This is a genomic window from Bythopirellula superficialaquae (assembly GCF_059632245.1).
Window position 1 is genome coordinate 3,611,716 of the sequence record NZ_CP197426.1, and the last position, 21,072, is coordinate 3,632,787.

Genomic DNA, 21,072 nt, shown 5'->3' on the forward strand with positions numbered 1-21,072 from the left:
GAATGAACTATGCTCCCCTCTTCATTCACCTCGATTCTGTTCCGGGCCGACAGCTTTGATTCTAAGCACGAATTGCAAAATGCCCTACAAAATCTTGCGCAGCTCTATCTCGCTAATGCGCAGGCAAGAGACTGCATACTTGACTTAATCGCATATTTGGCTAAACTTACAAATAAGCAAGTATCGATAGAGGAATGTATGAACGCCAAAGATCGAGCAAAATACCAAGCGCGCACTAAGATTATGAAGGCTCTGGCCCATCCGGCCCGGTTGTTAATAGTCGACGTATTGGCTGCCGAGGGAGAACGTTGCGTCTGCGACCTCACTGAGCTGGTGGGGAGTGACATGTCGACCGTTTCGCGGCACTTGGCTCAACTGAAAGAGGCAGGCATCGTGGAGGACGATAAACGAGGTCAGATGGTCTTTTACAAGTTACGCGTGAAATGCCTGACGGGACTGTTCAATTGCATTGAGTCTGTCGTGAAGTGTAACGCGAACCACTCATTGGCGGTTTTGTCGAATTAATTGGTTTGTCGGTTAATTTTTTTTGGCGCCACCGCAGGGTGGCATTTTTCTCAAGCACATATTTGCATAAATAGCCAAATACGAAAGTGCGAGGCTGACTGTGTCACGCGAGTACAAGATCTTTGCCGCCTTTCTTGCGATCTTTCTGTTTGCGTATTTCCTGCCACTGACCACGCCACAATTCCCAAACTACGCCGACCCGACTGCAGCGAAGGTGACTGGGGCCATTGTCGAGGCCTTCATTCTGCTGCAATGGTATGTTCGCAACCATACCTTGGCCTGTGTAGTTCCAGCATTATTCATCGCCGGGGCGATCACCACGTTTCTCTCGAAAGAATCTGTCCTCAAACATCTAGGGCCAAAGGCAAACAAGATTGAAGCCTATACCGTCGCGTCAGTTTCCGGCACCGTCTTGGCTGTCTGTTCGTGCAGCGTGCTGCCAATGTTCGCGGGCATCTATCGAGTTGGTGCAGGACTCGGACCGGCCTCTGCGTTTCTGTACTCCGGCCCGGCAATCAACGTGCTCGCCATATTCCTCACCGCCCGCGTCCTGGGAATTGAACTTGGCATTGCCCGAGTGATTGGGACGATCGTGTTTGGCGTGCTGATCGGCATATTGATGGCGTTCATCTTCCGTCGCAGCGAAGAGACTCGCACCCAAGCTACCCTCACACTCCCTGATCCACCAGCTTCGCGACGACCACTTTGGCAAAATGCCGCCATGCTCGCTGCAATGTTGGCTTTCTTGATTTTCAGCGACTGGTTCAATCCCGGTGACAAGCATGTTGAGCTTGCCAACGGCACGCGATTCGAAGCCACGCTTCAATACGAAACGGAAGGTGCCTACGACCTGCGGCTCAAGCAAGCAGTTCTTGGGCACGAGTCTGCCGAGGTCGTGCGGTTCGCCAAATCTGAAATCACCGCGATCGACGATGTAGACACTTGGGTTACTCGAATCCATTACAACCGTTGGTATCTAGCGGGAGTGATGGGCTTGTCGGTCGTTGTTATGAGTCTGCTATGGCTCAGCAAACAAGATTTCGCCGAGTGGATGGGGAACACGTGGGAATTTCCCAAGCTCTTGATTCCCCTCTTATTCGGCGGGGTGTTTGTAGTTGGCTTTCTAGGTGCGCTCATCCCTGAAAAGCAGGTCGCTGCTTGGGTGGGAGACAATAGCTTTACCAGCAATTTGATTTCCTCGGTGATTGGCAGCTTGATGTACTTCGCCACACTGACCGAAGTGCCAATACTCGAAGCCCTCATGCGCAATGGCATGGCAAGTGGCCCCGCGCTGGCATTGCTGTTAGCTGGTCCCGCGTTGTCGCTGCCGAGCATCCTGGTGATTCGCTCGGTCGTTGGAAATACAAAAACAGCAGTTTTCGTGACTCTAGTCGTAGTGATGTCAACTTTCGCCGGCATGGGGTATGGCGCGCTCTATCCGGAGAACCCCATGTCGCAGCCAAGTTCATCTCCCACTGCAACAGTTGCTGCGGAGCCAAACTCAGTCAACATCAATTAACTTTGGAGGAGCTCTGCCATGACCAAGATTCAAGTATTAGGCACCGGCTGCAAGAAGTGCATTGCCCTCAAAGAAAACACTGAAGCCGCACTCAAGGAATTGGGCATCGATGCGGAAGTTATAAAGGTGGAAGACATCAACGAAATCGTTAATTACGGCGTGATGATGACACCCGCACTGGTGGTCAATGGCGAAGTCAAATTCGTGGGGCGTGTTGCCTCGCCACAAGAGATTGTCAATGTGCTACCCAAATAGGAACAAGTTAGGACATGTTGGTCCCACTAAGTCTGTAAGGAGCTTTCCTATGAATGTGAAAATTGTCCTCAAATACGGTCTGCTTGCCTTCCTGGCCGTGGCTGTTGTGGTCATCGCAGGCAAAGAGATGCAGCGAAGTGCCGTCAAGGAGACAGAAGCGGAGTCGACGACTGAACCACTGCCTCATGACGGACTCATCGTTTACTACTTTCATAGCAATATTCGATGTGCAACGTGCCAGAAGATTGAGTCCAATGCCGAGCAGGCGATCGCATCGCGATTTGCGGACGAGTTAGCCAGCGGTGACATCTCGTGGCGTGTTGTCAATTACGAGTCCCCTGAGAACGCTCATTTCGCTTTGGAGTACGAAATTGCTGCGCCGACAGTAGTGTTGGTTCGTCGTGAAGCTGGACAAAACTCTCAATGGCGCAGTTTATCGCGCGTGTGGGAGTTGGTAGGCGACAAATCCGCGTTTGCCGACTACGTCGTCCAGGAGGCCGATGTGCTGTTGTCCGTCAACTAACGCTCAGACGTTCCTGCAGAAACCAAAGGAGAAAGTTAAATGTTATCTCAACTAATTGTTGCGATCGCTATGGCTGTCAGTGGAACGGGTGAATCGACCGGCGAAGCGCTGTATGCGGACAAGGTGCCGCCCCATCAAGTTGTCGCCATCTATTTCCATCGCACGGTTTGGTGCCCGACTTGCAAAAGAATCGGGACTCTCGCCGAAGAGGCCGTGAAGAAGAGTTTCAGCGAGGAAATGAAAGCAGGCAGAGTTAAATTCCGATATGTGGACTTCCAGTCCGCTAAAAATGCAGACATCACAAAGGCCTACAAGATTGATGACCCGACCCTGGTGCTGCAAAGCATCGTTGATGGCAAAGTCGTGAAATGGTCACCCCTGCCAAAAGTCTGGTCACTTGCGGCCAAACCGGTGGAACTTCAAGCCTATGTGCAACAAGGTGTTAGCAGCTACTTGAAACAAGCGAAGCAAGAATCGGAGTCAACTGAATGACCGAGTTCATACTGCCTGCAGCCTCAGCCTTGTGGTTGGGTGTTCTCACATCGATCAGTCCATGTCCGCTCGCCACGAACATCGCGGCCATCAGCTATATCGGCCGACGCGTCGATAGCCCTCGCGCAGTGCTGATGTCTGGACTGCTGTATACACTCGGACGCATGGTAGCCTACTTGGGTCTAGCGTTTGTGCTTGTCAAAACGGCCCTTTCGATCCCGCAGGTGTCATTGTTCCTGCAAAAGTATATGCATTTGCTTTTGGGCCCAACGCTCGTGATTGTGGGCATGTTCTTACTGGGCCTCTTGCAGCTGAACATCGGCGGTGTGGGATTCTCGGAATCCCTTAAGAAGCGTGTCGATACCCTGGGCATTTGGGGCGCGATGCTCTTAGGGGTCGTCTTTGCCTTGGCCTTCTGCCCTACATCAGCGGCGTTATTCTTCGGAAACGTGATGAACTCGCTCAAGGCAGGGTCGAGCATCATGTTGCCCCTGCTTTACGGTGTAGGCACAGCTTTGCCAGTGTTAATTTTTGCTGTCATTATTGCATTAAGCGCTCATTCGGTGGGTAAAGCCTTCAATGTCATCCACAAAATCGAATGGTGGGCACGGATCGCCACAGGCTGGGCAATACTACTCATAGGCCTAGGGCTGATAGCGAACGTGATATTCAGATAGAATCGCGTACATTCGCTTGCCACTAAATGAAATCAAGCAGGGACAACTGCAAGATGTTCGCCGTCACTTGGAGATTCGCCTGCATTGCGATCTGGCGGGCGGTGAGTTCCGAAATCGCTTGGACGAGATCGACGTCGATTTCTTCGGAGAGCGCCGATTTGAGTTGGATCTGCTCGTCTTCAAGCGTGATTTGCGAAAGCTCCAGGCCCTTGGCGACCGCTCCGACTTCGGCCCGGGCGAAAGTCACGCGGTCGACGTCGGCATTGACATCGGCAAGCGCTCGCTCGATGGCATTCACGTCGTTATCTGTGAGCGCATCGCGTAGACGAATGAGCGTGCTGAAGACGCTGTCGTTCTCCAGAAAGTTTTGATCGGTGCTGGTGAGCTCGCCGTTGGCCGTGGCGGCGGTCTGTCCCTTGGGAATCAAACCCAAGAGTTCGGCCGTTTCACTTTCCCCTTGCCTGGTCACGGTAATCGGCCCCGAACCGGATAGCGTGATGCCGTTCCCTGTTTCAGAGAGTTGGGCCGTGAATCCCACGGCGATGGCGTTGATGCGGTCGATCACGTCATCCACGGTTTTAGCACCACTCAGATCGATGCCATAATCTTGACCGCCGAAGGTGATCGTGAAGTCGGTATAGTGATCATCGCTGCCCAGCACCGTGTTAGTAGAAGTGCTGAAGGATGCATCTCCGTTGGGCACCAGTCCGAGATACTGGGCCGCGAGGCTTCCCGCGGCGCGTATGATCGTAAAATCGTCTGCGCCAGCTGTATTGTCGACTACCTGGAGGACGTTTCCAGGCACGGCCAGTGACGCCGTGACGTCACCTCCGGTCGCATTGTTGATCGCGGTCACCACTTCGGCCAATGTCTCGCTGCCGGTAAGATCGACCGCGAATTCCTGACCATCGCTGGTGCGGATCGTGAAATCGGTCCCTGTGATCGTTGGTACTTTGAACCCTTCACCCGTGGTTACACCGACGCCATAATTGAAATCGCTAAGACTCGTTTCGCGTCCGTAGGTGCGTACGCCGAGTTGCGTGGCGGTGTCGCCGCCGTTCTCGCCGATCTGGAAATCACTGCCATTTAAACGCGAGCGAATGTTGATGCCAGTTCCCTCGGCATTGATTTCCGCCAGAACATTGGCTTCCGACGTGTTGAGGACATTGAACATGTCTTCAACCGTTTCGGCATTCTCGAACGAAACGTTATAGGTCTTGCCACCGTTGACGATCCGCAGACCAGAAGTTTGATCAAGCGTCTCCCCTGCCCCACCAGAAGTGGATGCAACGGATGCCGTAAGGCTTACAACGCCCGTACCAGCACGGTCAGCGGACGAGGAATCATTGAGATCGACCGTTGCCGTGAAAGTCCCTTCGGCGTTAATCGCCTCAATGACCTGATTGGCGGTGGTGGTGCCGGGTTCAATCCGCACATAGAGCGTTCTTGCCGCGCCGCCGGTGTTGCCGGTATTGCCTTGAATCACACCAGCGTCCGCCGCGTCAATTGTCGCCGCGGCATTGTAGGTTTCGACCGTGGTATCGGGCTGAGCGGTGAAGGTTCCCTCGGCGTTGATCGCGAGGCGGATGTCTTCCACCGTCGTGGAACCATCGTTAGCCACGGAGACAGTCAAACGCTTTGCACCGGAATCGTAAACCACGCTCTCGTTACCCGGCGTAACGCTTGTCACAACAATCTGCACGTTGTTCAGACTTGTTCCGGTGGTAGCTCCGGTGAGAATGAGATCGTTGCCCGCACTAGAAAAACTCAAGGCTGCGCTGGCTGCGCGGGCATTAGCGTCGTATTGGGCTACTTCGTCGCCGGCAATCAGTCCCCCTCCGGCGGTCAACAATTCATCGTCGACGAATTGAACCGTCACGCCGTTGAATGACGTGCCGTTGGCAGAGGCTTCCAGCAAAATGTTATTATCATTGCCTGCGGATTGAATCGTCGTGCGAGCCTTGGCTCCCAGGAGGTCATCAAGCCGTGTTGTTTTCAGAATTTTGGGACTCAGGTCCTCGCCCGTGAGTTGTGCGGTCCCCACACCCGTGGTGTTGAGAATGCCGAGTTCACGCGCCGTCGTGCCGCTGCCCACTTCGCTGACAATCAGATTCGCAGTCGTGGTGTTGCCTACGAATTGAAGCGCCAAACCGGTGGGCGTGACGTTGACTTCAATCTCGCGACCCGTCGGTGGATTCTCTTGAATAAGACGGGCGACGTCGCCAATCGTTTTGGCACCACTGATATCGATCGTGGAAATATTGTTCCCATCGGAAATCTGAATCGCGCCGCCGGGAGCAATTCCGCGCCCATTGCGCAAGCTGCTTAAACTGGTGCTCATTTCCAGTTGAGGATTCAAATCAACTGAACCGGCGACCTGAGCCGACGTTCCACCAAACACGTCTTGCCCCGAAATGCTCGCATCAAACAACACACCCAGGTCAGAATAATTCTGAATCTGCTGGCCATCTCCGTTGTAAACGACGTAACCATCAACGTACGAATAGGGCTGCGTTGACGACAGAGAACCCGAAAACAAGTAACGCCCTTGATACTGGCGGTTGGCGATGTTCACCAGCGATTCGAGGTACGTATTGATTTCCTCGATGGCCGTTTTCCGCTGTTCGTCAGTGGTGAGTGTTCCCGCCACACCGAGAGTCGAACCTTTAAGTTTTGATAACTCGGTCGCGACGTCTTGCAGCGCCGTATCGCTGGCCGCCAAATACTGCTGTCCGATACGCACGTTGGAGGTGAGTTGCGCCTTGCGGTCGATCAAGCGTTGCAGCGAGATCGCACGCAGTGCGGCGGGGCCGTCGTCGCTGGGAAGCACGATCCGCTGACCCGTGGCGATTTGTTCCTGCAAGCGAAACAAATCGAGCTGATCGGTTTGAAACTGCTGCGTCAAGCGCGAGCGGAGCAGATAGCCGCTCACTCGGTTGCTCGAAATGGGGATGACGCCTGCCATGAATAGATTGCTTTCGCTTACAGGTTGACCAAGATATCCAGCAAGTCCGACAATGTGCTGATAAACCGCGCTGACGCTTGGTAAGTTCGTTGCAACATCATCATGTCGATCGCTTCTTCATCGAGATTGACACCGCTGACACCCTGGGAAGCCGCTTCCAAGCTTCCTGAAAACACCCGCTGGCCATCGGCAACGGCCTGTGCAATGGAAGCCCCTTGCGTCGTGGAGTTGATGATGCTGTCGTAAATACCGCGGATCGAGCTGCCTTCAAGGCCGGTCAGCGATTGGTCGTACATGGCCACAAGCTTTAACACATTGCCCGTGCCGTCGTTGATCCCTTGAGTGCTGCCGGCAAACTTCGCGCTCGCCCGATCTCCTTGAGTCAGTTGTGTATTAACTCCCAGATTGCCTGATTCGGAACCGGTAAAAAATGTGTTGATTCCCAGTGCCGCGAGCACACCACTTTCATCGCTCGGCGATTCGACCTCAAAGCTGAAATCGATGCCCGAGGTCTCGGTACTCAGAACGAGCCGATTGTCGATGTTGATCGAAGCATTGAGCCCTGGAATAGCATTCAGCTGTGCGGCGAGCGAATTGAGCGTCGTGTCGTTGCCGTCCAGTCCATTGAGATCGATATTGATCTCATGACTTTTGGTCGTGCCGTCTTGTTTATTACGGATCAAAACGGTGAATTTCCCGCTCGTGGGAGTGAAATCCAAGCCGGCTTGATTCAACGCGGCCGAAGGATCAAATACGCTCGAGGCGCTTGTGAGTTGTGTGAAGCCGTCGATCCCCTGCCCTTGGCTGTAAATTTTGTTGAATTCGAATGCTAGGTTCGAGGCCAGATTATCAAGGTCATCCAGAAAACCCGCATAAACCCCATCGCGTGCTTCATAAATGCCATGCAGCTCGCCGCCACTCACGTCCAGCGTGCTCTTGTTGTCGACGAACTGAATCCGTGCGGCGTTGATGCCGTTCACTTCGGTAACTTGCGATTCAACGTTACGTTTTGTTCCTTCAAAGACCAGAATCTGACCGTTGACCGAGATATTCACCGAACCGGTGATCGTTTCGGTGGCGGTGATGTTCATCAAACCGGCCAGGTCTTTGAGGGCCTCGGATCTTTGAATCCGTAACCCACCGGCATCGCTCGCCGAAGCACCGCCGGCTTCCATCGCAACGATCTGCAAATTGAGCTTGCTGATTTTGTCGGTCAGCGTGTTGATTTCCGGAGCAATCGCTTGCACGCGAGTGCTCAGATCGGCGTGCAGTCGTTCGACACTGCGATCCAGAGTATTGAAAGCCTGGGCGAGATTGATCCCGTCTTTGATAATGAGATCGCGCACGCCCAAATTGTTGTTCGTGGCGATATCATCCAGTCCGTTGAAAAATTTGGTGATCAACGAACCAATGTTCGCTTCACCGAGCGCATCGAACTGAGCTTCCAAATCGGCATAAGCTTTTTCGAGGGCTTCGGCGCTGGCGAGATCACTGCCGGAATCGCGCAAGCGATCTTCGATGAATTTATCGATGACTTGTACGATGCCATCGACTTCCACGCCGAGGCCAAGATTGAGGTTGCCCAGCTTTTGCACGGGCGCAGGGGAATAGATGGCCCGCTCGCGGATGTAACCCGGCGTGTTGGCATTGGCAATGTTATTGCCCACGACATGCAGACCGATCTGCATGGCGTTGAGCGTATTGCCCGCCATTTGAAGTGAGCTGAAAAGCGACATCGAAGAGCGCCAGTAACTGAAGACAAGTGTTCAGTCGCCGACGAAAATCCCTCTTCCCGCGACAACTAAACGGCCTGATCCATCAGGGCACCACTACTTGTAGCCGCGCCCCCTTTTCCATATGTCGGCTTTAATTGGCCGCCAGTAGCAATAATCTCGACCATGTGGGAAAGATGCAGCATGGTTCGCTGGACGGCGACCCATTGGGCCACGCATTGATGCCGCAATAAACGCGAGCGTTTGCTCGCCTCATCTAGCGACTGTTTAAGACTTTGCGACTCGCCGCGCGGCAGCGATAGGGCCAACGAGCGAATGCTATCAGCTGGCATTCCGTCGACGGCCGCTTGCTCCAAAAGTTGCTGGCGCCGATCGTGACATGCTTGCAGTTCAGCGCACAAATGCTCTTCTTCGGGCAGCAGCGCCGATAGCGCCGCGTGATCGCGCGTGAGCAACATCTCGCGTTTGCGATCCAGCAGCCCCAACAAGCTTTGCTGCGTATCGCTGAGCCGATTCAAAAGTTGCGCTAACTCAGTTTCCCAGTGCAAGTCCATCGTGCGTGCTTTCCAGTGATTGGTGGTCTACATTCTGCGGAGCGAACTCAAGTCATTCAGGCTTAGCGTTTCTTTCTTTTCGCTTTGGGCCAGAATCCCGGCTTCTTTCGGAAATTGGCGGCGGAACATGGGGTCGGCGATTTTGTCGGCGCTGGCTGCGGTCATTTCTTCGGAGAGCACCTGATCGAGCTGACCTTGAAAGGCTTCTTCGGCTTGTCCGCCATGAAAGTAGGCTGGCTTATCGAGCGTGCTTCGCATCGATTTAAGCATTTGCCCAAAAAATGACTCGCCAACAAACTGCCGAAAGGTGTCGCGAGCTTCCTTGGCTCCTTCGACTTGTTCCTCGAAGGTCGCCACGTGACCGCGGAGTGGCTGGATGCCATTCAAGTTGTTCATGTCGATCTTCATGATCAAGTTCCTTAGCCACGCGGCATAAATTACTGTTCGATAATCAGCCGAGCATGAAGCTTGCCGCTGCGGTCGATCCCTTTGATGATTTCAATCGCGTCAGCATTGGGGACTTTGAGGGCGTTGAGTGCATCGACTAGTGCCTTGAGTTTGGCCGATTCTTGCTGCTGTTGATCAACCGCCACGAACGGTGGAATTGGCTCAACCGTGTCGATCACAATGTTCTTGTGCGAGATGACCACGTCGCCGATCTGTACGTCGCCGTCGATCACAATGCTGCCTGCGCGTTGATTGATCACAACCCGCGATTCTGGTTCCGGCTGATAGACTTGCGATTCCAACAGGTTGGAAATGAACAGCACAGGGTCTTCTTTGTAAGCGTCAGGAACTCGTACGACGATATTCGAAGCATTGACCGCTTTCACGGCCGTTTCGTCGTTTTGAAAATGTGTTTGGCTGATCGCCAAAGCGATTTCCGAAACCGTTTGGAAGTTTGCATGATTGCTGTCGAGGATCAGCGTGATGTAGCCGTCTTGAACGAACGGCGTGAACACGTCCTCTTCCATCTGGCAGCCACCGCTGATTGTTCCGATCAGGGGTTGCTCTTCGGATTGCACAAAAATCGAACCCTCGGCGAGGGCATACACCCGGCGATCCTGTGTATTAGGACCTTGCAACGCGGCGGAAACCAAACGCCCGCCGATGAGGCTCTTGCCGTTGATCGCGCTAACGTCGACGTCGAGTCTATCGCCGCGGCGGGCACCCGTGGCGGGAATCCGTGCAGACACCCAAACCAACGAAACATTCTTCACCTTGCTCAACTCGTCAAACGTGGCTGATCCCGGCATGCCGAACTGAGGAATCGGGTTCCCCATGATATCGAGGGCTCGTGCCAACGCACGCATGGTTTGGGGATCGTTGATTTCACCCGTGCCATTGAGACCTACGACCAAACCCAGACCGCGCAGAACGTTTTCTTCCTGGCCCTTCACGCGGCAGATGTTCCGCAAAATCGTGCGGGCCTGAACCTCGCTCGTGCTCAGACACATGAGTTGAGCAATGACCAGAACCAGGCTCAAAATTTTTCTTGTGCGGAACATAGGATTTATCAGTTGAGTTTGCATGAGCCGTAACGCTAGCGTCGGGTGAATATGTGATACGTTAAGATCGCTTTTTAGAACGGCTTGTACTTGTCATACCACTTCAGCAACCAGCCGCGGGCATAACCATCGCGGACCTGGCCGATTTCTTCTTTGTCGATGTTCAGATCATAGATCGCGTCGCTGCTCACGGTACGATCCGGCTGGATCGATTCGCGGCGGACAATGCCGGTGAGCGAAATCCGCCAGCGCTCGTCGTTGTTGCGGAGCGTTTGATGGCCTTCGATCACCAAGTTGCCGTTGGGTTGGATGTCGACGATCTCGGCGGCAATGCGGAACGACATCGTGTCGCGAAGTTCCAAGTCGGATTGCGAACGGTTTTGGCTATTGTTCTGCGCGGCAATCCCGGGTTCGCCGTCGTTCATGAGTGCCGGCTTCAAGTCGCCGTTGTCGAGACGCACCCACTCTTGCAGTATTGCTTGAATGTTCTGCGTCTTACGAGCCTGCCCGTTGCCTTCGCTCAAAAATCGCGAGCGATAGTCAACCACGATCGTGACAATGTCGTGAATCTTCAACTGACGAGGAAGCGACTCGGGTGGCAGTTGCTGGAACATGAACGAACTGTTTTCCAACGTCAGGCCATTGGGCGTTTGCGCGGGACGCAGAAACAAGCTGCCATCCTGGGCTCGCACGGCGTTGGCCGTGGCCATTACTACAGTCAGTGTGATTAGGCGTAAAAGCTTCATAGTATTTTTGGAGAGGCTTAACGTCGTTGTGAGGAAGGTTGATTGGCCGTCGTAACATCATTCACGGTGGTACCGGTGGGGGTGACTTCCAGTTGCTTCCAACCCGAGACCCGCGCGATGAAGCGATCTTTCTTGTCCAAAGTTTGCACTTGCACGAGATCGCCCAGCGAGCCGTTTTGCTGCACCACGGCGTAGGTGCTGACGGTGACACCCGCGGTGCGAGCAAAAACCTTGACGGTCTCGCCGCGTTGAACTTGCAAGGGAGCCCGCACAAAATTCGTTTCGACGACTTCGTCGGCTTTGAGTGAACGCAAGGCTTCTTTGCCGACGATTTGATCAATTGATTGAGCAGAGTTTGTAGAAATCTTGCCAGGTTGCAACCGAAGTTCCACGTCGGCCGCACCGACGAGATTGCCTTGTTGAATCGGCCGGAGGGCCACCACCACATAACTCATACGTTCGACGTGCGCCAGCACTGGCACGCTGCCCGGCACACCGATTCGAGCAACGGCGAAACGCTGTGTACCGATCCAAGGCGAACGGCCTTCCGTGGCTTTCAGTTCGATTCCCAACGGAGCGAGTTTGGCGAGTTCTTCGGTGTTCAAATCCACCTTGATTTCCCAATCTTGATTCCCGGTGGCGTTGATCAAATGCTGTTTGATCGCCCCTATGACTGCTTCCTGCGACTCTTCGGCGGTGACGAGTGCCAGCGGTTTCGGCGCGGGTTGAACGATTGCAATCTTCTGTGCTGCAGTAGCCTTGCCGACTTCAACCGTTCGCGCCCCCCGAATCGATAACGTGGTGACGTCGATACCGCGGCTGGCTAGCAAATCACGTACGCGTGTTGCATCGAGAAATTGTTGCGTGCCCTCGGCCGGAGCGGCAATCAAAGGCGTCGTCAGCAAGTCTTGCATTTCCGATTCGTCGGCCGCAGAAACATCAGCCACGTCGCCCAAATAGACGACCGAGCCATTGTGCGTAGCATGCGCGCGCAGCAAAATGTTGGCGGCTGGGGCCGACATCGCGAACCCAGCTACCACAAATGTTGAGGCTATCCAGAGATTGAGTAATCTTGCGAGCATTATGATTAACGAACTAGTTAAGAGAAACGACGGAGATTCGCAGCGATTTGCATGATCTGGTCACCCGCTTGCACGACCTGCGAGTTCAGTTCAAAGGCCCGCTGCGTGGTGATCAAGTCGATCAATTCCTGCACGGGCTCGACGTTGCTCGCTTCCAACGAACCTTGGCGAACCGTGCCAAAGCCCAGGTCGCCCGGTGTTCCCTCAAACGGCACGCCCGAGGCATCGGTTTCTTGATAAAGATTGTCACCCATCTTCTTGAGGCCATCAGGATTGATGAACGTCGTTAGCAACATTTGGCCTGCGGGAATGAGTTGGTTCTGATCGGCGACGCTATAGCTCACTTCCCCGTTGGTGGAAATCACAATGCCCGTGGCTTCTTGAGGAATCACGATTTCCGGATCGAGCACCCAGCCTTGTGTGGCCGATCCCATCACGATTTGGCCAACGTCGTTGAGATTGAAGTTACCCGACCGGGTGTAATAGTTGCCGTTTTGCGTGTTGACCTTAAAAAATCCCTGGCCTTCGATGGCCACGTCCAATGGTTTGTTGGTGACCTCGAAGGCCCCTTGTTCGTAGTTGGTTTGCGTGCTGGAAACCCGCGTACCAAGACCGACTTCAATGCCGGTCGCCGTGCGGTTGCCGTCGGCATCCATCGCACCAGGCAAACGATATTGACGGTAGAACAAATCTTCAAAGTTCGCCCGATCGCGCTTGAACGCCGTGGTGTTCACGTTCGCCATATTATTGGCGATCACGTCGAGCTTGGTTTCGAGGGCTTGCATGCCCGTCGCGGCGGTATAAAGGGTTTGAACGCTCATGGCTCATGTCCTAACGATTTCAGTGAATTAAGCGGTCAGCACTTTGCTAATCAGCGAGCCGACCATGCTGTCTTGATGTTGGATAAGGTTTGTGTTCGCTTCAAACGCACGCGACGTTTCGATCATCGCGTTCATTTCGCGAATCGTGCTCACGCCCGACTTTTCGAGCATCCCTTGGTGAATGTCGCGTTGGGGCGTGGGAATCACGTTTGTCGGCCCCAAGGCACGGAAGGCGTTGTTGCCGACTTTCACCAAATCGCCGAGCGATTCCGGTTTGGCAAGACCAATGGGGATCAACGCGCCCCCTTGTTCGAGGTTGCCGCCCGTGCCCAACGTCCAAGGCATGATGGGGTTGAGCGTGATCGGTTTGCCGTTGTTGTCGAGGACCGCGAATTGGCCCCCTTCGGTCAGCATGTGGCCGACCGAGTCGAGCTCGAAGTTGCCCGCACGGGTGAGGTATTCTTTGCCGTTGGCATCGGCCACGCGGAAGAAGCCGTCGCCGTTGATGGCGAAGTCGGTGGGAACGTCGGTCTTCTCAAACGTGGAACGCGAAAAGTCGACGTTCACGTCGATGAGCTTCACGCCGCCACCGACGTCGTTGATGGATTGGTCGCCGGGCACGGCCTTGCCTTGTTGAATCGCTTCGGCAAAGCGGGCTTGAAAAGTAGGGATGTCACGCTTGAAGCCGGGCGTCTCGACGTTCGCCAAATTATTGGCAACGAACTCGAGCCGCTTCGCTTGAGCATTAGCCCCTTCGGCTGACATGTACAGGCCGTACATCATGGCAGTATAGATTGCAGGTACGCCCCCCTGCGTCCGGCGATTTCACTATGCACCCCGTGTGCCGAAATCCACCAAACGAGTTTTACTCAAGAATTGCCGAGGAATCGCCACTTGTGCATCGAACACCAAGGAGACTGCTAGCGGCGGAGATTGCCGATTCAAAGATTGGGGACGGCAGGAATTGCTGCTATCGCGCAGGATGTGCCGGTATGGGGTGCTTAGTGCGATCGGGCGTCTGAGATGGCAGCGGTAAGTGCCAAACAGAGCGTCAAGAAGGTTTTAAATGGAAGCATGCACCCAGTGTACGGGTGACGCGCGAGAGTTCAAGCCGATTAGAGCCTATCTGAAATCCCCCTCCCGGTACTCCGGGAGGGGCTAGGGGAGGGCCTCTTGTTTAGGCTTTTAGCGCGGAGCAAACGCCGATTCCTACTTTGTTACTTTGGATGCCGCCGGTGCCGTCAGGGCTGGTGCTGCTTTGGCCGAAGCCGTCGCTATGGCTTTTCTGTCTAAGAACCTTCTAATTGGAATGTCATAGTAGGCTGCACCGTCTGTCTGACGCCGACGGTCGACCGTCAGCGTCAGAATCCGCACCATGGCGATGTTGAAATATTCCCTAGGGATCTGCACCTCTCCAACGGCTTGGCCATCCTTGGTCGGTTGCAACTTGATGCGTGACTTCACAAGATAAGATTGGCCGCCCGAAGCGTCCGGCCTGCTGAAAGCAACCACCGTGGCCGAATAAATGGGCTTCAATCTTCCTGCGTCAGCAAGTGTGAAGCGCACGTTCAGCGTTTTCCCATCGACGGCGGTCACCTCCAAATCGTACTTCAACCCCCATTCATCGTTCGACGGAGGAAGCATATTAAAAACCGCCCAACAGCGCTCCGACATCAGGACAACTGTCGCGACAACCAACAAACTCATCACCAACCGTGACAATCGCATGCTCATTTCACCTTCACCTTTGAAATATCTGGAAGCGCAGTCGTCGCTACGAGCGTCAGCAGCTCGACTTGTGCGCATCAAGCGAACAATTGAAGCTGCCCGTGTGAATTCGGGCAATATCAACTTGAGGGGCGGTATTCTGCTAATGCGGGCACCTTGAACGACCACTTTCTGTCATTCCCGCGCAGTGTCTGCCCTCACGATTGTTGGGGGCGGGATTGAAGAGTTCATGGCGGACGAAAACAGAAGCCGTACGCATTGCCATTGGCGGTTCTGAAATCTGAGGCAATTAATTAGTGCGCGTCAATCCGGCTTAACCAATACATGGGCAGCATTGGTATCCCATAAGAAAACTCTGCCATCTTGATGTCCGCTCGCCAGCGTTGCTGCATCATCTGAGAATTCTATCAACGCAACATCATTGGAGGCATCCAGTTGTTGGAGTAATTCGCCCGTGTACCCGTTCCAAAGTTCAATTCGATCTTTATGACGCACCGTTGCAACTAATCGCGAATCTCGCGACAGCGCAACATGGGAGAATGCTGACCAATAATCTTTGCGATCACGAGTTACCAAAAATCGTTCTTTTCCAGAGTTGATATCCGTGATCCAAAGATAAGTGGACCCTACCACCTTCGTTCTGTGAGCGCCATCCCAACTGTCGGCCGAGATAATTGCCAGGATGTTGTTGTCCGCGGCATCGGTAATAGCGTAAGGACTGTTGGCGTGAAACTTAATTCGATTTGTGACCTGCTGAGTGGTCCAGTCTTCGAGCAACAGTTCCCGACGGCCCCAATCAAACGTGCCGTCGGGCAGTTTCTTTGCTGGCTGGATATCTTCAAATCGAATAAGCCGATTGCCATGGAGCGTAAGACCGTGGAACGCATAACGGCTATAACTCTGCATTTCGTGGCGATTGCCAGGCATGTTCCAACTTTCAATGACTTTGCCAGAAAACGGATCAAATCGAACGACAGATCGTCCTCCCCTTACATCATATTGGATACCGACTGCCGACTTGCGGTCCTCAGAGAGTACAAGTTGTGTGAACTGCTTTCCTTCGTCTTCCCTCTTGATTCGACGTTTCGTGATTTCAATTAGCTGAAGTCCAAGATTATGCTCCCCAACAATTAATGCTTGATCGTTGTCCACGGCCAACGCTACAGGATTACGAGGCGAACGTGAAAGAGTCGTCTTCACTTTGCCGGTGTCGACGTCCCACGCTTGTCTCTTTTCTCTACTGCCGACCAGCAATGTCGTGCCGTCGGGTGTGAATGATAAGAATTCGATAGGAAAAGCATGATCCGGGTAATTGTGTACTAATTGCCCAGTTTTTACTTCAATCGGCGCGAAAACGACGCGTGAACCCGCGAGAAATACAAACTCTCCATCGGGACTGATCACAGGCTCGTGGCTCAGGTCCGATTCTGGCGTGGGGAAGGAATTGATCAAGTTTCCAGTTTCGACATCGAATACCGCCATTTTGCGGTCGAACACCATCTCACCATGAGAAACCCAAAACACCAGCCGCTTGCCATCCGCGGATAACGCAGCTTGATCCGGCATCCAGTCTCGCTCGCCGGTCGGTATTTTGCCACCCACGCGTTTCATTTTCAGAGGATCCCAAAATACAATTGCCCCTTCCTCCGGCGAATAGCCGGCCAGTAAAGTTCCCTCAGCATTGCCGATCATGTTTTGGAGCTTTTTATATAGTTTTGTCTGAATGACTTGTTTGTCTGTAACAACATCACGGCACTCAAGGAAGTAATTATCCCATATCGTGATTATTCCGTCGCGTGATACACGGGCATGATATCCTCCTCGTGGGCCAGGCTCCGTTCTAGGTTGAACCTTTCCGTTAGATGTGTTCCAAACTTTAATCTGCGGAGTGCGACACAGCCACTTGCCATCGTTTGATAGCCAATAGTGAGTTTCGGTCTTTGGTCGATCAGCTTCAAGTAAGACAGTTTTACGTTGTTGTTTCCCATTCAACGCGCTGAACCGATAGATGGCCATTTCTCGTTGCTCGAATGCAACAAGTTCTTTGCCGTCTTCCGAAAACGCGATACAGCGTGAGTCGATCGCATCAGAAAAGTCATGCAGCAACTTCCCGTCGGGAAATGACCAAATACGAACTTCGTCCCAGTTCGCCCCGGCAATCATTTTGCCATCGGGTGAAAAGCAGAATGGACGCTCGAACCCGTCTCGACGGGGTAAACGAAATTCCGAGCTGCCCAATTGCAGGATCGGCTTAGCTGTAGGTAATGCGGGGGCCAACTCTGCTGGTATGTTTTGTGAACAGGCCAAGAGCAGGCAAAAGGCTATCGCCGTTGCCAGCTTGAAAATTGACGAACGGATGATGAAGTACTTCATTGGAGATCCTGTTCGAACTCTTGACGCACACGTAAATTCTAACCATGTGGTTAGCGGTGGCCAACGGTTCCTGATTTTCTTGCTGATACCCCTGGACTTTGGGTGGCAGACAATCGTACTCGTGGGCATGAAATAAAACTCTCAGCAAACATGCCCACTTCGCCAGCGTTTCTGTTTGTTGGCCTCAGAGGGCATGCCACCCCGGCGTGTTTCGTTCTCGTCGATCCGGCGACGGAATTCAGCGCCAACGCCTCGAACGACGGATATCCTTGATCACCTACCAGGGGTGTCGTCGCCAAGGCTCCGAAACCGCCTGGCTATTGGCTGCCATGCCTCCGGCATTAAAGACTGTTTCTTATCAGCAGGGTAACACCGACACGACATCCGCAAATTGGACCGACGGCGTGAAAACTCGACCGGATTCGTGTCGGTGTGCGCAGCACAAGAGGTTTTCGACACGTATTACCTCTTGTCGCGAGCGACACTGATACTTGTCCTGCAAAGCCTGCCGGTAGTCACCACGTTCTCAGGACGAAGTATCAGTGCTACCCCACTCGCCGATTCGATTCGTGTGATTCGTTCGATTCGTGGTTGCCTTCCCTCCGTGTTCTCCGTGCCTCCGTGGTGCAATATCTTCACCCCGGCCAAAAATCGTTGTGGCGAAGCGCCTGGCAATCGCGATAATGGTGTTCGCCCTTGAGTAGGCATGCTCTTTGAAAACTGAAACCAACGAAAGTACTTTTGGAACGCGCGTATCATACGTTTCGACCAAAAGTCGACCCGTTTTGGCACGTGCGAATATCGCAAGGGCTTGAACGACCAACACTTGCATCATCGCCAAGTGACAAAACCCAAGACTTTCGGCGCGAAAGTTGGGACCCCAGCGCAGAAGCGAAAAATCAGGTTTGCGTGCTCAGGGGGCCGCAAACCAAGCAAAGCTCGCAAACTTCGCAAAGCAGAGGGGGCATGCCCGCCGATTAGAAACCGCGCTTAGTTTACGCTTCTTCGGTGATGACGACTTTTTCCATCTTGTCGCCCTGCTCGATCGCGTCGACCACTTTTTGGCAATCGTCGAGCACGCGGCCAAACACCGAATGCTTGCCATCCAGCCAAGGCGTGGGGACGTGCGTGATGAAGAACTGCGAGCCGTTGGTGTTGGGGCCCGCGTTGGCCATCGACAAAATGCCGGGCTTGTCGTGCTTGAGGTCTTTGTGGAATTCGTCGGCGAACGTGTAGCCGGGTCCGCCCGTGCCGGTTCCCTTGGGGCAGCCGGTTTGAACCATGAAGTCTTCGATCACGCGATGGAACTTAAGGCCGTCGTAATAACCGTCCTTGGTGAGTTTCTCGAAATTGGCAACCGTCTTGGGAACCTTGTCTTCAAAAAGTTCGAGACGGATATCACCCTTGTTGGTTGTGATTGTGGCCACCTTCATCGAAAAACTCCCTCAAGCTGGTACGAATTGGCATCGGACAAAACACCAGAATGCCACTGAGCGGCCAATTTCGCAACCCCCGGCCAGGATTTCCGGCAATCACGTGCGGAACGTATGGCCCATGGCCACCGCGATGGGCACAAACACCATCAGTGGCACCCAAGCGGCCAGCGTGGGTCGCAGGAGACTCAAGCCCCCCAGCGATTGGCAAGCGAGGCTTACCATCGAAAACGACAAGGCCGCTGCCAAGCAAATGCCAATCGACAAGAAGACATTCCGGTGACGACGCGAGAACATCAGGGGCAGCCCGAGCATTAGCATCGTCGCGTCCATAAAGGGCTGCATGATCCGCGAGTGAATCGCCACGCGCAGATCGGCGCCAGGTTCGGTGCTGGGCTGATTGAGCTCGTCGACCAACTCGGTAATTGCTGCCAGTCGGCGGTAGGAGGAACCGTTGGCCAAGAGTTCAAATCGGAGTTGCGAAACGACGAACGCTTGTTTGGGATTGAGCCAGGGGGCTTCCTTGCTCGTGATGATGATTTCCCGGTCACCTTGCTTGAGGGATTTCAATTTATCGATGTTGGATGGGATCGAAACATTATGAAGCAGATAGCCGGCGGCGTGGTCCTCGGTGGCCTCCATGTAATAGGCACTCTCGGCCACGAGTTGCTTACCGTATTTGGACAGCAGGTTGGGCAGGACGAAGGTTGGCTTGACGACGCGTTTCTCGACCGCAACGGTTTTTTCGCCGCCGATCAGAATATCTGTTTGCCCGTCGTAGCGTGCTTCGAGATCGCGGTATTGTGTGCCGCCCAAGTCCTTGGTGTCGCGAGTGATTTGATCGCGTACTTGGGGGATCACAAATTCACGATTCAACGCGGCAAGTACGCTCAACGTAATCGCCGCGAGAATAATGGGTTTCACAATACGAAACTTCGAGATCCCGGCCGCCATCATGGCCGTCATCTCTTGATGACGCTGGAGCCAGGTGACTGTGAACATGGCCGCGACCATGGCCAACATGCCGCTGGTTCGCTCGAACAGATCGAACGATTGATAGGCGTAGAACTCCGCCATGACGTTCACCAAGTTGCCATTTTCATCAGCGTAGGAGGTGAAACTGTCGAGATGTTGAAAGGCATCGATCACCACGTACAGCCCGGCGAGGCTCAAAAAACAGATCACGAAGATCTGCACGAAATGCCTCAGCATATAGCGGTCGAGAATGGTCATGGGCGAACGCGAGGACTGAGCAGGGGCGAGCGGTTTTCAGGCGGCGAAGATTAACGGCCCAATTTGCTAGCGTCAAGAGAATCCGGTAGGCATAATTGGTGGCACTGCTATCGCCAACTTTGCGAGGAGCTATGCGAACTTGGGCCGCACAAATTTGGAAGACCGCGCGCAGCCATGCGCTCGATCTCTTGTTTACAGGAGAATGCTTCGCGTGTCGCGCCACGCTTCTTGACGACCACGAAGGGCAACCCCTGTGCGACGATTGCTTGGCTGAGATTCCGCCGGTGGATTGGCCCGTCTGCCGGCGCTGTGCTGCCGAAGTGCCACCGTATCCTGGGGATGTTCCCAGTTGTTTCCGTTGTGAATCTCACAAATTACGGTTCGATGCCACATATAGTTTGGGGCACTACGAAGGTTTGCTCCGCGAATTGATCCTACGGATGAAAACCGACCGTCACGAGCAACTCGCCCAGATTTTCACGAATCTCATCTGTGAAAGATACGGCGATGAACTCCGGAGTCTATATTTCGACGCGGTTGTGCCTGTTCCGATGACCCTCGTGAATCGCTTGAAACAGAAGACCAACCCCCAGGGAGCGCTTGCCGCTGGCATCAGCCGCGAACTCGGCATTCCTCTGTTCCGCCGGTTGCTGCAACGGAGTATGAGTCTCTCACCGCAACGCGGCCTCTCGGCGGCCGGGCGATTCCGCAATGTTCATGGCGGCTACCGGCTTCGCAAGGGATACAAAATCGACTCTCCGCATGTGTTGCTTGTAGACGATGTCATGACCACGGGAGCCACTTGCAGCGAGATTGCCCGCATTCTCAAACGCAACGGCGTGGCACGGGTGACGGTGCTGGTTGTCGCGCGGACACCTAACAATTGACACAGGTGGACGCCGGAC

General features: G+C 53.9%; 20 protein-coding genes. 7 read left to right on the forward strand and 13 right to left on the reverse strand.

Annotation, left to right across the window (positions count from 1 at the left end):
- Positions 1 to 9: 9 nt before the first annotated feature.
- The 6 genes from SH678x_RS14825 to SH678x_RS14850 all read left to right on the forward strand — a co-directional run bounded on the left by SH678x_RS14825 (position 10) and on the right by SH678x_RS14850 (position 3,991).
- Positions 10 to 525 carry an ArsR/SmtB family transcription factor gene (locus SH678x_RS14825; protein WP_496919233.1) on the forward strand — a complete coding sequence of 172 codons (516 nt, stop codon included), beginning with the start codon at positions 10 to 12 and terminating at the stop codon, positions 523 to 525.
- 100 nt (positions 526 to 625) lie between these two features.
- The gene (locus tag SH678x_RS14830; RefSeq protein ID WP_496919234.1) at positions 626 to 2,044 is read left to right on the forward strand and encodes a permease; all 1,419 of its coding nucleotides are present in this window, start codon (positions 626 to 628) and stop codon (positions 2,042 to 2,044) included.
- Between the two features lie 18 nt (positions 2,045 to 2,062).
- On the forward strand, positions 2,063 to 2,299 hold the full coding sequence (locus SH678x_RS14835; RefSeq protein WP_496919235.1) for a thioredoxin family protein: 237 nt from the start codon (positions 2,063 to 2,065) through the stop codon (positions 2,297 to 2,299).
- Positions 2,300 to 2,348: 49 nt separating this feature from the next.
- On the forward strand, positions 2,349 to 2,822 hold the full coding sequence (locus tag SH678x_RS14840) for a nitrophenyl compound nitroreductase subunit ArsF family protein (RefSeq protein ID WP_496919236.1): 474 nt from the start codon (positions 2,349 to 2,351) through the stop codon (positions 2,820 to 2,822).
- Positions 2,823 to 2,861: 39 nt separating this feature from the next.
- The gene (locus SH678x_RS14845) at positions 2,862 to 3,314 is read left to right on the forward strand and encodes a nitrophenyl compound nitroreductase subunit ArsF family protein (protein WP_496919237.1); all 453 of its coding nucleotides are present in this window, start codon (positions 2,862 to 2,864) and stop codon (positions 3,312 to 3,314) included.
- A complete protein-coding gene (locus SH678x_RS14850; protein WP_496919238.1) occupies positions 3,311 to 3,991 on the forward strand; it encodes an aromatic aminobenezylarsenical efflux permease ArsG family transporter in 681 nt (226 codons plus the stop codon). Before SH678x_RS14845 ends, SH678x_RS14850 begins: the two co-directional genes overlap by 4 nt.
- 22 nt (positions 3,992 to 4,013) lie before the next feature.
- Here SH678x_RS14850 and SH678x_RS14855 read toward each other — a convergent pair whose 3' ends face one another.
- The 13 genes from SH678x_RS14855 to SH678x_RS14915 all read right to left on the reverse strand — a co-directional run bounded on the left by SH678x_RS14855 (position 4,014) and on the right by SH678x_RS14915 (position 20,167).
- Positions 4,014 to 6,956 (reverse strand): flagellin N-terminal helical domain-containing protein, encoded by a 2,943-nt coding sequence (locus SH678x_RS14855; RefSeq protein WP_496919239.1) that lies wholly within the window; start codon positions 6,954 to 6,956, stop codon positions 4,014 to 4,016.
- A gap of 17 nt (positions 6,957 to 6,973) precedes the next feature.
- Complete coding sequence (flgK, locus tag SH678x_RS14860) at positions 6,974 to 8,692, reverse strand: flagellar hook-associated protein FlgK (protein WP_496919240.1); 1,719 nt, start codon at positions 8,690 to 8,692, stop codon at positions 6,974 to 6,976.
- 65 nt (positions 8,693 to 8,757) lie between these two features.
- Positions 8,758 to 9,243, reverse strand: a complete 486-nt coding sequence (gene flgN / locus SH678x_RS14865; RefSeq protein ID WP_496919241.1) for a flagellar export chaperone FlgN — start codon at positions 9,241 to 9,243, stop codon at positions 8,758 to 8,760.
- Between the two features lie 27 nt (positions 9,244 to 9,270).
- Positions 9,271 to 9,651 (reverse strand): rod-binding protein, encoded by a 381-nt coding sequence (locus SH678x_RS14870; protein ID WP_496919242.1) that lies wholly within the window; start codon positions 9,649 to 9,651, stop codon positions 9,271 to 9,273.
- Between the two features lie 29 nt (positions 9,652 to 9,680).
- Positions 9,681 to 10,730, reverse strand: a complete 1,050-nt coding sequence (locus tag SH678x_RS14875; RefSeq protein ID WP_496919243.1) for a flagellar basal body P-ring protein FlgI — start codon at positions 10,728 to 10,730, stop codon at positions 9,681 to 9,683.
- 95 nt (positions 10,731 to 10,825) lie between these two features.
- The gene (locus tag SH678x_RS14880; RefSeq protein WP_496919244.1) at positions 10,826 to 11,497 is read right to left on the reverse strand and encodes a flagellar basal body L-ring protein FlgH; all 672 of its coding nucleotides are present in this window, start codon (positions 11,495 to 11,497) and stop codon (positions 10,826 to 10,828) included.
- A 17-nt stretch (positions 11,498 to 11,514) separates the two neighbouring features.
- Positions 11,515 to 12,519 carry a flagellar basal body P-ring formation chaperone FlgA gene (flgA, locus tag SH678x_RS14885; protein WP_496919245.1) on the reverse strand — a complete coding sequence of 335 codons (1,005 nt, stop codon included), beginning with the start codon at positions 12,517 to 12,519 and terminating at the stop codon, positions 11,515 to 11,517.
- A 77-nt stretch (positions 12,520 to 12,596) separates the two neighbouring features.
- Positions 12,597 to 13,400, reverse strand: coding sequence for a flagellar basal-body rod protein FlgG (flgG, locus tag SH678x_RS14890; RefSeq protein ID WP_496919246.1), 804 nt, complete (start codon positions 13,398 to 13,400; stop codon positions 12,597 to 12,599).
- 27 nt (positions 13,401 to 13,427) lie between these two features.
- Positions 13,428 to 14,183: a flagellar hook-basal body protein gene (locus SH678x_RS14895; RefSeq protein WP_496919247.1), complete on the reverse strand. Its 756-nt coding sequence runs from the start codon at positions 14,181 to 14,183 to the stop codon at positions 13,428 to 13,430.
- 426 nt (positions 14,184 to 14,609) lie between these two features.
- Positions 14,610 to 15,134: a hypothetical protein gene (locus tag SH678x_RS14900; RefSeq protein ID WP_496919248.1), complete on the reverse strand. Its 525-nt coding sequence runs from the start codon at positions 15,132 to 15,134 to the stop codon at positions 14,610 to 14,612.
- 297 nt (positions 15,135 to 15,431) lie between these two features.
- Complete coding sequence (locus tag SH678x_RS14905; protein ID WP_496919249.1) at positions 15,432 to 17,501, reverse strand: WD40 repeat domain-containing protein; 2,070 nt, start codon at positions 17,499 to 17,501, stop codon at positions 15,432 to 15,434.
- A gap of 995 nt (positions 17,502 to 18,496) precedes the next feature.
- Positions 18,497 to 18,934: a peptidylprolyl isomerase gene (locus SH678x_RS14910; protein ID WP_496919250.1), complete on the reverse strand. Its 438-nt coding sequence runs from the start codon at positions 18,932 to 18,934 to the stop codon at positions 18,497 to 18,499.
- A 99-nt stretch (positions 18,935 to 19,033) separates the two neighbouring features.
- A complete protein-coding gene (locus SH678x_RS14915) occupies positions 19,034 to 20,167 on the reverse strand; it encodes an LptF/LptG family permease (RefSeq protein WP_496919251.1) in 1,134 nt (377 codons plus the stop codon).
- A 131-nt stretch (positions 20,168 to 20,298) separates the two neighbouring features.
- On the opposite strand from SH678x_RS14915, the gene SH678x_RS14920 reads away from it, so the two are divergent.
- Complete coding sequence (locus SH678x_RS14920; RefSeq protein WP_496919252.1) at positions 20,299 to 21,054, forward strand: ComF family protein; 756 nt, start codon at positions 20,299 to 20,301, stop codon at positions 21,052 to 21,054.
- The last annotated feature ends 18 nt before the right edge of the window (positions 21,055 to 21,072 follow it).

What these genes read in the sequence shown, in the direction of transcription:
- SH678x_RS14845 (WP_496919237.1), top strand. Translation starts at nt 2,862, where the DNA reads ATGTTATCTCAACTAATTGTTGCGATCGCTATGGCTGTCAGTGGAACG.
- flgN (WP_496919241.1), bottom strand. Translation starts at nt 9,243, where the DNA reads ATGGACTTGCACTGGGAAACTGAGTTAGCGCAACTTTTGAATCGGCTC.
- SH678x_RS14880 (WP_496919244.1), bottom strand. Translation starts at nt 11,497, where the DNA reads ATGAAGCTTTTACGCCTAATCACACTGACTGTAGTAATGGCCACGGCC.
- SH678x_RS14835 (WP_496919235.1), top strand. Translation starts at nt 2,063, where the DNA reads ATGACCAAGATTCAAGTATTAGGCACCGGCTGCAAGAAGTGCATTGCC.
- flgA (WP_496919245.1), bottom strand. Translation starts at nt 12,519, where the DNA reads ATGTCGGCCCCAGCCGCCAACATTTTGCTGCGCGCGCATGCTACGCAC.
- SH678x_RS14825 (WP_496919233.1), top strand. Translation starts at nt 10, where the DNA reads ATGCTCCCCTCTTCATTCACCTCGATTCTGTTCCGGGCCGACAGCTTT.
- SH678x_RS14910 (WP_496919250.1), bottom strand. Translation starts at nt 18,934, where the DNA reads ATGAAGGTGGCCACAATCACAACCAACAAGGGTGATATCCGTCTCGAA.
- SH678x_RS14915 (WP_496919251.1), bottom strand. Translation starts at nt 20,167, where the DNA reads ATGACCATTCTCGACCGCTATATGCTGAGGCATTTCGTGCAGATCTTC.
- flgG (WP_496919246.1), bottom strand. Translation starts at nt 13,400, where the DNA reads ATGAGCGTTCAAACCCTTTATACCGCCGCGACGGGCATGCAAGCCCTC.
- SH678x_RS14840 (WP_496919236.1), top strand. Translation starts at nt 2,349, where the DNA reads ATGAATGTGAAAATTGTCCTCAAATACGGTCTGCTTGCCTTCCTGGCC.
- SH678x_RS14855 (WP_496919239.1), bottom strand. Translation starts at nt 6,956, where the DNA reads ATGGCAGGCGTCATCCCCATTTCGAGCAACCGAGTGAGCGGCTATCTG.
- SH678x_RS14900 (WP_496919248.1), bottom strand. Translation starts at nt 15,134, where the DNA reads ATGAGCATGCGATTGTCACGGTTGGTGATGAGTTTGTTGGTTGTCGCG.
- flgK (WP_496919240.1), bottom strand. Translation starts at nt 8,692, where the DNA reads ATGTCGCTTTTCAGCTCACTTCAAATGGCGGGCAATACGCTCAACGCC.
- SH678x_RS14850 (WP_496919238.1), top strand. Translation starts at nt 3,311, where the DNA reads ATGACCGAGTTCATACTGCCTGCAGCCTCAGCCTTGTGGTTGGGTGTT.
- SH678x_RS14895 (WP_496919247.1), bottom strand. Translation starts at nt 14,183, where the DNA reads ATGATGTACGGCCTGTACATGTCAGCCGAAGGGGCTAATGCTCAAGCG.
- SH678x_RS14920 (WP_496919252.1), top strand. Translation starts at nt 20,299, where the DNA reads ATGCGAACTTGGGCCGCACAAATTTGGAAGACCGCGCGCAGCCATGCG.
- SH678x_RS14905 (WP_496919249.1), bottom strand. Translation starts at nt 17,501, where the DNA reads ATGAAGTACTTCATCATCCGTTCGTCAATTTTCAAGCTGGCAACGGCG.
- SH678x_RS14870 (WP_496919242.1), bottom strand. Translation starts at nt 9,651, where the DNA reads ATGAAGATCGACATGAACAACTTGAATGGCATCCAGCCACTCCGCGGT.